At 45.9% G+C, this 14,092-nt stretch carries 12 protein-coding genes and 1 other RNA gene; 2 read left to right on the top strand and 11 right to left on the bottom strand.

Annotation, left to right across the window (positions count from 1 at the left end):
* From MHI51_RS23505 to MHI51_RS23525, 5 genes are all read right to left on the bottom strand, one after another.
* Positions 1 to 1,152: a cysteine desulfurase family protein gene (locus MHI51_RS23505; RefSeq protein WP_076217853.1), complete on the bottom strand. Its 1,152-nt coding sequence runs from the start codon at positions 1,150 to 1,152 to the stop codon at positions 1 to 3.
* A gap of 82 nt (positions 1,153 to 1,234) precedes the next feature.
* Positions 1,235 to 1,939: a lytic transglycosylase domain-containing protein gene (locus MHI51_RS23510; protein ID WP_076217852.1), complete on the bottom strand. Its 705-nt coding sequence runs from the start codon at positions 1,937 to 1,939 to the stop codon at positions 1,235 to 1,237.
* 186 nt (positions 1,940 to 2,125) lie between these two features.
* Positions 2,126 to 2,536 (bottom strand): hypothetical protein, encoded by a 411-nt coding sequence (locus MHI51_RS23515; protein ID WP_076217851.1) that lies wholly within the window; start codon positions 2,534 to 2,536, stop codon positions 2,126 to 2,128.
* 12 nt (positions 2,537 to 2,548) lie between these two features.
* Positions 2,549 to 2,770: a DUF1540 domain-containing protein gene (locus MHI51_RS23520; protein ID WP_036683762.1), complete on the bottom strand. Its 222-nt coding sequence runs from the start codon at positions 2,768 to 2,770 to the stop codon at positions 2,549 to 2,551.
* A gap of 166 nt (positions 2,771 to 2,936) precedes the next feature.
* Positions 2,937 to 3,434, bottom strand: coding sequence for a YpuI family protein (locus tag MHI51_RS23525; RefSeq protein WP_036683764.1), 498 nt, complete (start codon positions 3,432 to 3,434; stop codon positions 2,937 to 2,939).
* Positions 3,435 to 3,734: 300 nt separating this feature from the next.
* Here MHI51_RS23525 and MHI51_RS23530 point away from each other — a divergent pair, with 300 nt between their 5' ends.
* The gene (locus MHI51_RS23530) at positions 3,735 to 5,669 is read left to right on the top strand and encodes a S8 family peptidase (protein WP_341003591.1); all 1,935 of its coding nucleotides are present in this window, start codon (positions 3,735 to 3,737) and stop codon (positions 5,667 to 5,669) included.
* 5 nt (positions 5,670 to 5,674) lie between these two features.
* Here the strand turns inward: MHI51_RS23530 and MHI51_RS23535 are convergent, their stop codons facing one another.
* Positions 5,675 to 7,105 (bottom strand): PLP-dependent aminotransferase family protein, encoded by a 1,431-nt coding sequence (locus tag MHI51_RS23535; RefSeq protein ID WP_076276749.1) that lies wholly within the window; start codon positions 7,103 to 7,105, stop codon positions 5,675 to 5,677.
* Between the two features lie 93 nt (positions 7,106 to 7,198).
* Between MHI51_RS23535 and MHI51_RS23540 the strand changes: the two genes are divergently transcribed.
* Positions 7,199 to 8,419, top strand: a complete 1,221-nt coding sequence (locus tag MHI51_RS23540) for a PLP-dependent aminotransferase family protein (protein ID WP_248549390.1) — start codon at positions 7,199 to 7,201, stop codon at positions 8,417 to 8,419.
* A 1,267-nt stretch (positions 8,420 to 9,686) separates the two neighbouring features.
* Here the strand turns inward: MHI51_RS23540 and rnpB are convergent.
* From rnpB to rpoD, 5 genes are all read right to left on the bottom strand, one after another.
* Positions 9,687 to 10,089, bottom strand: an RNA gene (gene rnpB, locus MHI51_RS23545) — RNase P RNA component class A.
* Positions 10,090 to 10,153: 64 nt separating this feature from the next.
* Entirely contained in the window at positions 10,154 to 11,269 is a 1,116-nt protein-coding gene (locus MHI51_RS23550; protein WP_076098536.1) for a Nif3-like dinuclear metal center hexameric protein, read from the bottom strand.
* Positions 11,245 to 12,015: a class I SAM-dependent methyltransferase gene (locus MHI51_RS23555; RefSeq protein ID WP_076192145.1), complete on the bottom strand. Its 771-nt coding sequence runs from the start codon at positions 12,013 to 12,015 to the stop codon at positions 11,245 to 11,247. The genes MHI51_RS23550 and MHI51_RS23555 overlap by 25 nt, the downstream gene beginning before the upstream one ends.
* A gap of 5 nt (positions 12,016 to 12,020) precedes the next feature.
* Positions 12,021 to 12,845 carry a hypothetical protein gene (locus MHI51_RS23560; protein ID WP_036683797.1) on the bottom strand — a complete coding sequence of 275 codons (825 nt, stop codon included), beginning with the start codon at positions 12,843 to 12,845 and terminating at the stop codon, positions 12,021 to 12,023.
* Positions 12,846 to 12,955: 110 nt separating this feature from the next.
* Complete coding sequence (gene rpoD, locus MHI51_RS23565; RefSeq protein WP_036683799.1) at positions 12,956 to 14,089, bottom strand: RNA polymerase sigma factor RpoD; 1,134 nt, start codon at positions 14,087 to 14,089, stop codon at positions 12,956 to 12,958.
* Positions 14,090 to 14,092: the final 3 nt, after the last annotated feature.

Genomic DNA, 14,092 nt, shown 5'->3' on the forward strand with positions numbered 1-14,092 from the left:
TTACTTCATTCCTCCTTCAGCAATCTTTAAAGCTTGTACCGCAGTGGTTAATGCTTGCTCAAGCGCAGCGACATCCTCATCTGTATGACTGTCGCCAAGGCTAATACGAATCCCACCTGAAGCACTGGAGACATCTTTACCCATAGATAATAATACACGACTAGGCTCAGCCAGTCGTGAGGAGCAGGCCGAACGGGTGGAGACAGCCATCCCCAGTTCCTCTAGCTTGCGGGCAAATACCTCTCCCTTCATGCCAGGGTAAGAGAAATGCACAATATGGGGAGCTCCATCCTGTCTGCTGTTTATAACAAATTCAGGAACGGTGCGCAAGAAGCGTAATAATCGATCTCGGAGTGGAACCAACTGGGCAACGAAGGTTTCGCGCTGCTCACCACTCATGCGGATAGCTTTGGAGGATGCGACAATCGCAGGTACATTTTCAGTTCCAGCGCGTTGTCCTTCTTCATGAGAGCCCCCTGTAAGCAATGGGAATAGCTTAATTCCCTCTTTGATATACAGTAATCCCACTCCACGTGGGCCTCGAAGCTTATGAGGAGACAGGCTATAAAGATCCACCTGCCAATCTTTTAAATCAACTGCAAGCTTACCATATCCCTGAACACCATCTACATGAAATAAGGTTCGCGGATTCACAGCTTTAATCAGCTTCCCCATCTCTTTAAGCGGTTGTATCGTTCCAATCTCGTTATTGACATGCATCACACTAACAAGCACTGTGTCGCGCCGGACAGCAGCAGCTACGCGATCAGGATCAACAACGCCAGTGCTATCGGGTGCTACAAAAGTAACCTCCCAGCCCATTCGCTGCAATTGCAGGAAACTCTCATATACAGAGGGATGCTCTATTTCTGTAGTTACCAAATGGCGACCTCTAGTCTGATATTGCAGAGCAGCGCCTTTTATCGCCAAATTATTGCTTTCCGTTGCACCAGAAGTAAATAGAATCTCCTGCGGTTGTACAGATAAAGCAGCAGCGCATACTTCACGCGACCGTCTGATCAGCTTACCCGCTTCACTGCCCGCACGGTGCAAAGAGGAAGGGTTCGCATAATGCAGCTTCATAATTTGTTCCATCGTCTGCACCACTTCTTCATAGGGCGGTGTAGCGGCGGCATAATCCCAGTAAAGCATATGTCAAATGTCTCCTTTACTTCGTTGAGTGAACTTATTATCGAAAAAGGATCAAACGGTGTTTCCCGTTTGATCCTTTTTATTATACCGCGTATTGAGCGCGAGCGCGTTCTATTTTAAAGATATAAGATTGTGTCTCTTTTGGAAGCAGGCTAAGTTTCTCCAATAATTCCTGATCATTGGTTACTCCCAGATCTGTTACCCGTCCCGGCCCTGCGTTGTACGCTGCAAGTGCCATCTTTTCTTCTCCGCCAAAGCGTTTCAGTTGATAAGATAAATAACGTACGCCGCCATCAATGTTTTGCTCCGGATCGAATGAATCAGTAACCCCTAAGCCGCTCGCGGTGCCATCCATAAGCTGCATTAAACCTTTAGCCCCTGCCGAAGAGACCACATTAGGATTAAACGAAGATTCAGTATCAATCACTGCTTTGATCAGATCAATCGGCACGCCATATTTAGCACTCGCCTTCTGGATGAGATCATCATAGCTCGTAGGTGTGGAACCCGTTATTTCCCCGGAAATTATGTTATTGAAGGTTTCTGTTGTCCCACCTATCTGCTGCCATAACAAGCTGCTGACTGAAGTTGCATCCGGGAGAGAAGTCAAATAGCTTGAACTTTCACTACTCGTTGACATTGCCTGAAGCATTGTCGCAAATCCAGAAGCTGAAACTCCCGTTGACCGTTCATTTCCATTCGCGGAGCTAGTTTTTTCGGTTGTAGCCTTAAGGTTGATCCATTTAAGCTGCCCTAACCCGTCGGTTACAGCGGGATTGATCTGCATGCTGGCGCACTCCTTTTTTGTCCTACTCGAATCATATATAAGGTTTCGCGTTGAAATTTCGATGAATTACGGCTTAATCTTACATTTTATCTGAGATTATTGCTATATGTTGGAATGAAAAAACAGACTTCAGACCCTGATATTTAGGTCTAAAAGCCTGTTTAGATCAAAGCCATTCAGTTCTTTTTAGCGCGCAAAGGGAATCATCACAAAGTAACTTAGTGTCGCAACAATCCCTAAGCCCATTGCCCAGGCCCCAAGCGTTTTTTGCTCTTTGACATAGGAATAATAACCAACTACGGCAGCGATGGGTCCGAGAATAAAGGACCAGATGAACAATGAGGCGATCCCCATCCCCAGTCCAACATACCCCATTACCCGGCTTCCACTATAATCCGCTTCATTGTCCTTTCGCTCTTCCACTCTCCGCGGGGCATCCCGAACCTGCATTGGAACCGGATTTACCTCAGCAGCGTATTCTTCGCGATGCTCTCTGTCCCGACGAGGATAGTCCACTCTCCGCGGACGAAGAATGACTTTTCTCGGACCGGATTGTTCCCGTGATGAGCTTGATTCATTATCCTTTTCTGTGTCCATTCTGGCGGCCTCCTAAGCGTTCGGCTTAAACGTCAGACAGCATGTTGCAGATGATGTACTGGCATGATCGCGGTGACCTTCATTTGTCATTTCTTCAGCATATTCTTCCTTATAACCATTGCCTACGTGCTTATCGATCTCGATGACAATTTCTTCAGCCCGGCATAAATTATGCTCGCCCCAATAATGACAATTGCTCACGCTACATTTTACTAATGGTTTTTCACTCGACATAATTATCACCTCGGCTTCATTATGTCCGCTCCATTTACCCGCTATTCGACAGAGTGGTTTCCAGTTGATGTATCGAGACAGGCTTTTAATCCACGCAAAAAAGGACCCGCTCATCGTCATTACAAAAATGACAAAGTGCTGATCCCTTTAGATCACTATTTAGAAGTTAAACCTGATTTTGCATACGTTTCTCGGTCAAATAGTCGTTCTCATAATAAATGAGATCATCGCGAAGATCTTCATACGTTTTGGTGATTTCTAGGATGATATCACGTGCGGGACGTACTGGCTTTTTGCGGAAACGGATTGCATCCTGACCTGTATAAGCGTAACGGCCATCTTCAGAATAACTTTCATTTTTCGGATAAAAGAAGTTGTTCACACCATAGTGATATACATTATAAAGCGCTTTCTGTGCAAAAGATTCATCGAATGTCGCACGACGCAGCGCAACGCCTAATTTCTCATATGACATTTCCGAGAACACTAATAGGTGACGAAGATCGGACAGAAAACCTTGGTAAAATTGTACGGTTTCCTCATCTCCCTCAACTACAAGCTGAGGCAATGCATGCTCATTTAGAAATACTTCCATTTTGTCGATTACCACTTTAAGTTTATCTCTCGTCGATTCACATAATTTCTGCACATTGGCTGCTGACATAGCGGTTGCTCCTCCTTATTATTCCCTGCTCTTGTAGTCAATAAAGTTAATCCTCTGAAAGAAACCGCCCTAAAGACGTATCTCTTTATTCTTGCAATATCAGGATGTGAACACAGAGAAGTCTAACCTTCTGGACAATTAATGAGGTATCTCTTACAAAATCAAGAAGACAATTCGAGATACTTATTCTCTCTGATATTATCATAAAAAACGTTAGGAAGGTATCCTTTTCTAAGATGCATAAAAGATACGCTCTCTTCTAAACCTATAGACATTACATTGCATAGAGGAGCGGAAATCATGTCACGAAAAAATCTAACAGTTGCAGGTTTGGTTACAGCAGCTTTTACAGTTGGGTTACTTACCTTTGCCCTGCGCCCTGCCACTAATGGGACGACCAGAGATGTCGCAAAAGTCGCTGTTCAGAATCCGGCTCCAACTTCAGCTTTGCATTCACCTCCAAATCCCTCTCAGGAAAAAACATTAAAGAAAACCTCCTTAAGCCAGGATGTGGAGGCGACAGATCATCTGAATAGAGTCGATGTCAGTAGACACTTAACTAAACTCCTGTCTGAAACAGACGGGATGTCTTCGATTCATGATAAATCAGTGTATGCGAAACGATTGCAGCAAGACCACGGGTTTATCTCCATGCTGATGTGGATCGATTTCCGCACACAAAAGACTGAGACCTTTAAGTCGTCTTTTCCAAAAGGAACCGAACAGGAGAACAAACAGCTTCTAAAATATCTCAATACGGCAAAATCAGCAATCCACGGTCATCAATCCTATGAATCTCCAACGTTTACAATCGGTAAAGAAAAATATTACTTTATCGCTCAGCGGAACAAACAGAAAAATGTAGGGATTATTGCTCTTATTAACCAAAAGGTGCTTGGGCGTGTGGCAGACCATCAGCTGAAGAACCTGCGTCTCATTCCGTATCCTAAGGAAGGCAAATACCATGTGGAATCAGTCCATACCGATAACTTAAAGGACATTACAGTCAAGACCGGCCATGATAATGAAAATGCCAGCCATTTTTATGAGAATGAAATTGTAGTCCGTTTTAAGGGAACTGCTCCGACTCAGGGACAGCTCCAGACGATAACCGCCGATATCCACTGCAAGCAGCCACGCAAGCTGGGATATGCCTATATCTTTCGCTCTGAGAAGATGACCTATTATCAGCTGAAATCCTATTTCACCAACAAATGGCATCCCGAGTATACGGAACCTCACTATATGTATTTAACCAATGATACCATCACTAAAAACGCTGAAGGAACTGTAACGCCTAACGACATGTTATTCTCCACTTACCAATGGAACCTCCCGGCGATTGAAACTGAGCTAGGGTGGAATCTTTCCAAAGGCAGCAAAGAAGTGGTTGTCGCCGTAGTCGATACGGGAGTACAGATTAATCATCCTGATTTACAAGGTAAGCTTTTGACTGGCTATAATGCCATTACCAATGGTTCCACACCCGAGGATGATGTAGGTCACGGTACACATGTATCTGGAATCATTGGCGCACTTGTTAACAACGGGGAAGGTGTAGCTGGCATCAGCTGGTACAATAAGATCCTCCCTGTAAAAGCGCTAGATAACTCAGGTGCCGGAACGACTTATTCCGTAGCAGAAGGTATCATATGGGCAGCTGACAATGGTGCAAAGGTTATTAACTTAAGTTTAGGGAATTATGCCGACTCGCAGTTCCTCCATGATGCGATTAAATACGCCTATGACCGGGACATCGTGCTTGTGTCTGCAGCAGGCAATGATAATACAGAACGGCCTGGATACCCTGCAGCTTATCCCGAAGTGATTGCAGTGGCTGCTACAAATGCTTCAGGGGAAAAAGCCTCCTTCTCCAACTACGGCGATTATATTGATGTCGCTGCACCTGGAGAAAGCATCGCAAGCACCTATCCGGACAGCCAGTATGCCGCTTTATCCGGCACGTCGATGGCCAGTCCCCATGTCGCTGCGCTGGCGGGTCTGGTACGTTCACTGAATCCTAATCTGACGAATAAGGAAGTTATGGACCTTATGACCAAAAACGCTGTTGATCTGGGAACTTCCGGCCATGATAAATACTTTGGCTGGGGTCAGGTCGATATTTATAAAACGCTACAAGCGGCAAGCGGCAATCAAGTTCCATTGCAGCTTTTTCCTCAACATGTACGCCAGCAAATGAATCAATTAAAACAAAGAACAAATAACACCCCATAACCGTGTCATTGCAAAAACCGGCCAAGTAAGCGCAGAAACCGCTGTAACCCTTCCTCCATTTCCGATTCCTTCATTTGCGAATAGCAAAGACGGATGTGGCGGGAAGGCGTTTCCGCAGAATAACAGACATCACCGGGTAAAAAAGAAATGCTCTCCTGCTCCGCCAAGTCATGCAGGCTTGCAATATCAGGAGAAGGGGGCAGCTCCAGCCAGAGATTAAGTCCTCCCTCTGGTAGAATATAGTTCACTCCAGGCGGCGCGTACAGCTTCAGAAGCTTCGCCGCCTTTTCCATACGACCACGGAGTGTAATTCGTAGCTGTGCTGCGTAGGCGTCGTATTTTTCAGCGATGAAGGGTAATACGGCCTTCTGTGTCAGCAAGGGACTTCCTAGATCACTCGCAGATTTAGCGGCGATCAGCCGGGACAGAATATTTCCTTCTGCAGCCACACAGGCGATTCGGCAACCAGGTGCAAGTACTTTGCTAAAGCTTTTCATATAGACTACATGTCCATCGGGATCCATTGATTTAATCGCCCTAGGTGGTGGTGCATGGAAATATAAATCACTAAATGGGTCATCCTCAACAATGAGGCAACGGTAGCTGCGCGCTAATTCCAGCAGTCGTTGTCTTCTTGTGATGCTCATAGTTGCACCGCTTGGATTTTGAAAAGTAGGGATGGTATAAATTAGCTTTGGAGGTCTTTGATCACACATTTTTGTAAGAACATCCACTCGCATCCCTTCACTATCCGTAGGCACAAAAATCATCTCTGCACCTCGTCCCGCAAAAACATCAATAGCACCAGTATAGCTAGGCGCCTCAAGATAGACTGTATCTCCAGGACCAACAAATGTACGAGCCACCAGATCAATGCCTTGCTGGGTCCCGCTGGTTATCATCAAATCGGAAGAAGTGAGTGAAATCCCACGCGATTTCAAATGTTCTCTCATGACATTCCGCAGCTCAAGATCTCCCTGAAAATTCCCGTAGGTTGCCATAAGCTCCGGTTGCTCTTTGACCAAGGATGCATAGGTGTCACCAATATCTTGAAGTGGCAGCAGCTCACTGTGGATGGCGGCTAAATGAAAGGGATATTTCACTTCTGAAACATCAAAATTCCGCCAAAGCTGAGCCCGCGGCAAATAATCATCATATAAATCCTGCCAGCAACCCTCTTCTTGACGTCTATTATGGGTTGGATCGGCTACAAAGCACCCTTTACCCTGTCTGCAGTAAATAAGTCCTCGTTTCTCAAGCATATCGTAAGCCTTGCTTACTGTAACCTGACTCACGTTCAAGGTTATAGCTAGACTTCTAACGGAGGGCAGCCGGACACCTTGCTGAAGCAGTCCTGATGAGATCCGCTGACTGAGGGTTTCATTAATTTGATGGGGCAGAGTTTTGCTGCCGCTGCGATTCAAATCGATATGCATGAACCCTTCACCTCCACTGTTATATTCAACGCTTTACTGTTATACAGCACTCCTATTATGATAGCATCAAATCGAAAGGTGGAGAACTAATTTATGGATATCAAATACTCAACGGCAGCCAATCATCTAGGATCATCAGCAGTTCGGGAGATTCTAAAAGTTACACAAGGCAATGACATTATTTCACTTGCAGGCGGGCTGCCTGGGGAGGATTTGTTTCCCTTGGAGGCCGTACGTGATGCCTATAATCGTGTGCTCTCCAGCGACACCTCAGCGCTTCAATATGGGCTTACCGAGGGTTTTACTCCACTACGTGACAAAATCGCTGAAAGGCTTACCCGGCAAGGCATCCCGGTTACAGCCTCTGAGATGGTATTGACTACAGGCTCACAGCAAGCTATAGATCTGTTATGCAAAATATTGCTGGATCCCGGCGATGCAGTTTTTGTGGAAGCGCCCACCTATCTGGCAGCACTACAAGTGCTCGGTTCTTACCGGGCTGCTATTCATTCGATACCAAATGATGAACATGGCATTCTGCCGGATCAGTTAGAAGAGCAGATTCGGATACATCGGCCAAAACTGCTATACGCAGTTCCGACCTTCAACAATCCGTCTGGAGCAACCTGGAGTAAAGAACGCCGCGGGAAGGTGGTTGAAATCTGCCGCCGTTACGGTGTTCTTATTTTAGAGGACAATCCCTATGGAGAAATAACCTTTGATGAAGATAAAACTCTATATCCACCCTCATTAGCCTCCATCGATAGAAGCTTCGGCGGGGATCATTGTGTAGTCTACACAGGGACCTTCTCCAAGATCGTCGCCCCTGCCCTACGCACCGGCTGGATTATCGGCGATTCCGAACTAATCAAGACCATCGCCAAGGCAAAGCAAGCAGCCGATCTGCATTCCAGCACCATCGACCAGCGTGCTTTAGATGAACTGCTGTTGCATTTTGATATTGAGCAGCATATCCGCCTCATCTCAAGAGAGTATCATTCGCGTATGAAGCTCCTGTCCGCGGAACTCAGATCACATAACTGGAAAGGAGCACATTTCCTCGAGCCAAGAGGTGGCATGTTCCTATGGCTTACCCTTTCCGAAGAGATTAACACTAAGGAATTACTCCCGCTGGCAGTGGAAAACGGAGTAGCGTTTGTACCCGGAGAGGTATTCTATTCAGCGGAGCCTCACAAAAACAAAATGCGCCTTAACTTCACACACACGCCACCAGAGCAAGTTCCTGTTGCTGTCCAGCGTCTAGAGAAAGCATTGGTACAATGGCAGCAAAATCAAAACATCGTTCGGTCGTAAACAACTGCTCGTAATCAATACCTACGATGGCAAAATAAAACGGCTTCTCCATCCTTTATTGGACGGGGAAGCCGTTTTTTGTGAGCAGATTTCTGAGCTTTCACTTTTGCGCATTTGCAGAATGTTACATTTACGCATTTCTGCACATCTCATTTTCGTATTTCTACTTTTGTGGCACTACATAGCTCATTTCGTAATTTCACATTTCACATTTCACATTCAGCAATTTTTGCTCTTCACATTTCGAATTGCCATTATTCAGCGCCTCTGTACAGCTTATTTCGTATTTCCACATTCGCATTTCTACACATCTCATTTCGCATTCAGCAAATTTGCACGTCAAATGTCCCATTTCCCACATTTCGCTTTCCGCATCACCAAACATCCTCTAGTTACTCAACTCATCTGCCACTCAACTAACTCCGATTTCACAGCGAAGTACAGCCAGAGGTTCTTATTGATATGATGCTTCTGATACCAATCTTTCCGCAGAAGATTAGCCAAGCTCCGCATTGTTACATTTTGCTAGCTACTAGTCTAATTCTGGCGTCAAAGTAACCATGGAGTTCTGGAGTTCTGGAGTTCTGGAGTTCTGGAGTTCTGGAGTTCTGGAGTTCTGGAGGTTTGTATCGGACCCCAGCGCTCTTATTTGCATCAATTCCGCTCATTTGGTTTGCTATCGGACCCCATAGTCACTATTCGATCCAAAACGCCCGATATCCACCCTATTTATGCCGAATAACGGCTCTCCAGTCCGAAACTCCTCCAAAAAGGCATAAAATACACAAATAGCTGCATCTCGGTCCGTTAGCATATCAGCTCATCAAACCATCAAACCATCAACCATCAACCATCAACCATCAACCATCAACCATCAACCATCAACCATCAACCACCAGCCATCTATTCATCAACCACCAGCCATCTGCTCATCAACCACCAGCCATCTATTCATCAACCACCAGCCATCTATTCATCAACCACCAGCCATCTATTCATCAACCACCAGCCATCTATTCATCAACCACCAGCCATCTATTCATCAACCACCAGCCATCAGCCCATCAGCCGTCAGCTCATCAGCCGCTAGCAATTCTTCTAAAAAGTCTAATTTCTGCATATCACGTTCCAAATCCCTGCATGTTATCGCATTCACCGCTTTATATATTTGCCGTATCCGCATTTGTTTGCAACAAAAAAGGCGGCGTAAGCCGGGTTACCGGGATACGTCGCCGTTTGTATGGTGTTGTTATTATAACGTTGCAGTTAGGAAAGTTTGCCGTAAGCCGGGTTCTGTGCTCGTCGTGGTTCGATCGGGAACTACCCTCCCACCATAAGCGACAATCATCTATCTAGGCCATACATTACTGCACAGCTCCAGCGACCAACCTAGACGCGCCTCAGGCTAAGGCTGCTTATTCAGCTGCGTCTCATTAGGTCTTGCTCCAGATGGGGTTTACCAGGAACGAAGTCACCAGCGTTCCTCGGGGTCTCTTACACCTCGGTTCCATCCTTGCCTGTGCCGCCCTAAGGCAGCCATCGGCGGTCCATTTCTGTGGCACTATCCTTCAGCTCGCGCCGACTGGACGTTATCCAGCATCCTGCCTTATGGAGCCCGGACTTTCCTCCCGTGACGTCTTCACGTCACCGGCGATTGTCTGTCAAACTTTCCGAACAACATTATATATTATACAGACATCACATGTCTGGCACAAGCATTATTAAATGGCAATTTTATAGGAACTTAAATGGCTCCGTATTCACCTGCGAAGCATGCACAGCTGTATCATACTTATGCTCGGCCAATTTTCCAGCCATCCACTCCGCTACTTTCTCTTTCATGATCTTCTCCGCATTATGTCCCGGATCAATCAGAGTGATTCCGGCGAGCGCAGCATCCTGAACTGTATGATAATCCAGATCCCCAGTAACCAGGACATCCGCACCGCGGAAAATAGCACTGTTATAATACTTTCCACCCGAGCCGCCGAGAACGGCAGCTTTACGAATCGGACGGTCCAAATCACCAACAACCCGTACATGGTCTACCTTCAGGCCTTTTTTTACCGTCTCCACGAATTGTCCAAGGGTTGTAGGCTCTTTGAGCTTTCCTACCCGCCCAAGTCCTAAGCTGCGGCCTTTAAGATCCATTGAGTACAAATCATAGGCAACCTCTTCATAAGGATGGGCCTTAAGCATAGCCTGCACCACTTTATTGCGGATGGAGTGCGGGACGATCGTCTCAATACGAATTTCCTCGGCACGTTCCATCTTACCTTTTTCCCCGATATAAGGATCCGTGCCTTCTCCTGGAATAAAAGTACCGTATCCCTCGATATTGAAGCTGCAATGACTATAGTTGCCAATTGCCCCTGCTCCAGCATTCAGGATAGCATCCAGAACCTTCTGATGATGATCCTTCGGCACAAATACTACCAGCTTTGATAATTGCTCGGAGTGAATGTCTTTGATGGGTACTCCGTTTTCTATGCCAAGAGCTTCAGCCATCCAATCATTCATTCCACCTTCGGTGACATCCAGATTGGTGTGGCTGATGTACACCGCAATGTCATTCTTAATTAATTTTTCATACATTTTGCCCGCCGGTGTGTCTGTCTGGATTCCTTGCAATGGACGGAAAATAATCGCATGATGCGCAATAATCAAATTGCAGCCTAGACGAATCGCTTCTTCAACTACCTCATCATTCACATCTAAAGCAACTAATACATTAGTGATTTCTTTTTGCAGCGTGCCCAGTTGAAGGCCAATTTTGTCCCAATCCTCAGCTAAATGCTTAGGAGCCAGTTGCTCCATATACTGAATTACTGTTTGTCCCTTGGCAAACATTGTAGCACCTCCGTAATTTCCCTGATCTGACCTTGAATCTGTTTCCGTTTATGCTCAGCAGATTCGAGTTCTGAACGTGACAACGATGTTAAAATGCCTTCCAATTTCTGAATCTCACCCTGCCACTTAGCAAAAAACACAGCATTTGGTGCTTGAAGCAGCCATGGTCCCATTTGAAGCAAGGCCTCTTGCCCAAGGACTTTAGCGGAATCCCCCAAGGTTAATTCACGATATACACTTTCATTTGTAATTCCAGCTTCCGTATTTTCTGGTACAGCCGTCAATACTTCATATAGCTTCCCGTCTTCTTCCAATATTCTCTCAGCTACGAGTACCCATTTATTATTTAATAACCAGCGGCGCAAAATATCCTCGCCTACATTCGGTTGAAGCAAAAGGGTTGTAACCTCTTTTAGCTTCCCCTGGCTTTGACCCCGGTCCAGAATCGCGGCAATTAATGCGCCTCCCATACCAGCAATCGTGATACAATTGACTTCACCAGGTTCCAGAACCTCAAGGCCATCTCCACGGCGCACCGAGATCACCTTCCCTAGTCCAGCCTCTGCAACGCCCTTACAAGCAGCATCAAAGGGACCCGGGTTTACTTCACCTGCAATTGCAAACACAGCCTTACCGCTTTCGACAGCGGCCACAGGAAGCAAGGCATGATCGGAACCGATATCTGCTAATCTGCTTCCTTGCGGAATTTGCTCCAGCAATTGCTGAAGCCGATCTGATAATTTCACATTGTTCATGTTGCCACCCACGTTATCCATTTTTTTCGAAACCCAAACAACAAAGCTAACCCTGCTGCAATCTTTAGGATCAGCATCAATGAAATCCACTGCGGATAATCCTGTCTTAATAAAAGAGCGTCAAGCTCTGGCATGATCCAAAGCGATACTCCCACTGCAAAATAAACACTGGCAACACCTCTTACCTTATGATGCAAAAGCCAGCTTAACCATACCATCAGCACACACAATGGCAGCCATAGGAACTCCAGTTCAAATATAGAGGCCTCCGGGCTTCTTCCACCGAAGAACCCTGCATACAGTAATGCCCAAAAAGCAAAACCACAGTACTGCAACAAACCTATCCGGAGTAAAAATCCCAAAATACACCATAACAAGCCGCAGCACCCAATTAGAATAGGCCTCCAGAGCTGAGGATCCAGATCATGCAAATCAATCAGCCATAGCCCAAAACCAAGCGTTAAAACACTGCCCAGCCCCGCTAGGATAAGACTGATAACATTGTTCCGGTCCTTATAAACGGCGGAGTATCCATAACAAATAATTAATACAGATAGTGCGGTTGCAAGTTGCAAAGGCCAGGGAAAAACGCTAAAATAAAGACTAATCAAGAAAATCAAGGAAATAATTCCAAAAGAAAACAGCCAAATTTTGATGCTTCCCTGCTGTAAATTTCTCAGCGAAATTGGATTGTTATCCTTATTCGCATCCTCATCGTCATACAGATTGGTTAAGAAATCGCAATACTGCTCTGGCAGCAACCGGCTTTTTCTCCAATACTGAATCTCTTTTATAATGATGTCGCGTTTTTCCAAATTCACTGGCTCATCCTTCTTTCCAGATACACAAGGTCAACACATTTTTTACCAGCGTAAATTCAAATAAAAGAACCTCCTGCCACTGAGCAGCAGAAGGTCCAGTTCATGAAATACTATTCAAGGAAATCCTTAAGCCGTTTACTGCGGCTAGGGTGACGAAGTTTGCGCAATGCCTTGGCTTCAATCTGGCGGATCCGTTCCCGGGTAACACCAAACACCTTGCCGACTTCTTCAAGCGTTCTTGTCCGTCCATCATCAAGGCCAAAACGCAGGCGAAGTACATTCTCTTCACGCTCCGTGAGCGTGTCCAGCACATCCTCCAGCTGTTCCTTCAGGAGTTCATAAGCCGCTGCATCCGCAGGAGCCAATGCTTCCTGATCCTCAATGAAGTCTCCTAGATGAGAGTCATCTTCTTCACCAATTGGTGTTTCCAAGGATACAGGTTCTTGGGCAATCTTCATGATCTCTCTAACTTTCTCCACCGTCAGTTCCATCTCAGCCGCAATTTCCTCTGGGGAAGGTTCGCGTCCCAGTTCTTGCAGCAATTGGCGAGAAACCCGAATCAGCTTGTTGATCGTTTCCACCATGTGTACAGGAATACGAATGGTACGCGCCTGATCCGCAATCGCACGAGTGATGGCCTGGCGAATCCACCAAGTCGCATACGTACTAAATTTGAATCCCTTGTTATGGTCAAATTTCTCTACTGCTTTGATCAGACCCATATTACCTTCCTGAATCAGATCCAGGAACAGCATACCGCGTCCGACATAACGTTTCGCGATACTTACTACGAGACGCAGGTTCGCTTCTGCAAGCCGGCGTTTAGCTTCTTCATCGCCATTCTTAATCCGCATAGCAAGCTCAACTTCATCGTCAGCCGACAACAAAGGAACGCGTCCGATTTCTTTTAGATACATACGGACAGGGTCATTAATCTTGATCCCTGGTGGCAGCGACAGATCGTCATCAAAGCTGAAATCATCGCTGTCTTTATCCTCATTATCCTCACTTGGTCGGAGGCTGTTAACCTCTTCATCGTTCTCGTTTACAACCTCAATTCCCAAATCACTGAGTTGCTCGTAGAACTCCTCCATTTGCTCGGGGTCTTGATCAAACGGCGATAATTTCTCCATAATATCTTTGTAATTTAATGATGATCTTTTCTTACCTTGCTCAATGAGCTGATCCTTAACCTGATCCAAAGTAAATTCTGCTTCCAATTCAGTATGCTGATCGTTCGCCATAAT

The sequence above is a fragment of the Paenibacillus sp. FSL H8-0260 genome (genome assembly GCF_045040625.1).
GTDB classification, from domain to species: Bacteria; Bacillota; Bacilli; order Paenibacillales; family Paenibacillaceae; genus Paenibacillus_AQ; species Paenibacillus_AQ odorifer.

Coding starts and splice junctions, on each gene's coding strand:
- rpoD (WP_036683799.1), bottom strand. CDS start 14,089: ATGGCGAACGATCAGCATACTGAATTGGAAGCAGAATTTACTTTGGAT.
- MHI51_RS23510 (WP_076217852.1), bottom strand. CDS start 1,939: ATGCAGATCAATCCCGCTGTAACCGACGGGTTAGGGCAGCTTAAATGG.
- MHI51_RS23520 (WP_036683762.1), bottom strand. CDS start 2,770: ATGTCGAGTGAAAAACCATTAGTAAAATGTAGCGTGAGCAATTGTCAT.
- MHI51_RS23515 (WP_076217851.1), bottom strand. CDS start 2,536: ATGGACACAGAAAAGGATAATGAATCAAGCTCATCACGGGAACAATCC.
- MHI51_RS23550 (WP_076098536.1), bottom strand. CDS start 11,269: ATGTTTGCCAAGGGACAAACAGTAATTCAGTATATGGAGCAACTGGCT.
- MHI51_RS23530 (WP_341003591.1), top strand. CDS start 3,735: ATGTCACGAAAAAATCTAACAGTTGCAGGTTTGGTTACAGCAGCTTTT.
- MHI51_RS23525 (WP_036683764.1), bottom strand. CDS start 3,434: ATGTCAGCAGCCAATGTGCAGAAATTATGTGAATCGACGAGAGATAAA.
- MHI51_RS23540 (WP_248549390.1), top strand. CDS start 7,199: ATGGATATCAAATACTCAACGGCAGCCAATCATCTAGGATCATCAGCA.
- MHI51_RS23505 (WP_076217853.1), bottom strand. CDS start 1,152: ATGCTTTACTGGGATTATGCCGCCGCTACACCGCCCTATGAAGAAGTG.
- MHI51_RS23535 (WP_076276749.1), bottom strand. CDS start 7,105: ATGCATATCGATTTGAATCGCAGCGGCAGCAAAACTCTGCCCCATCAA.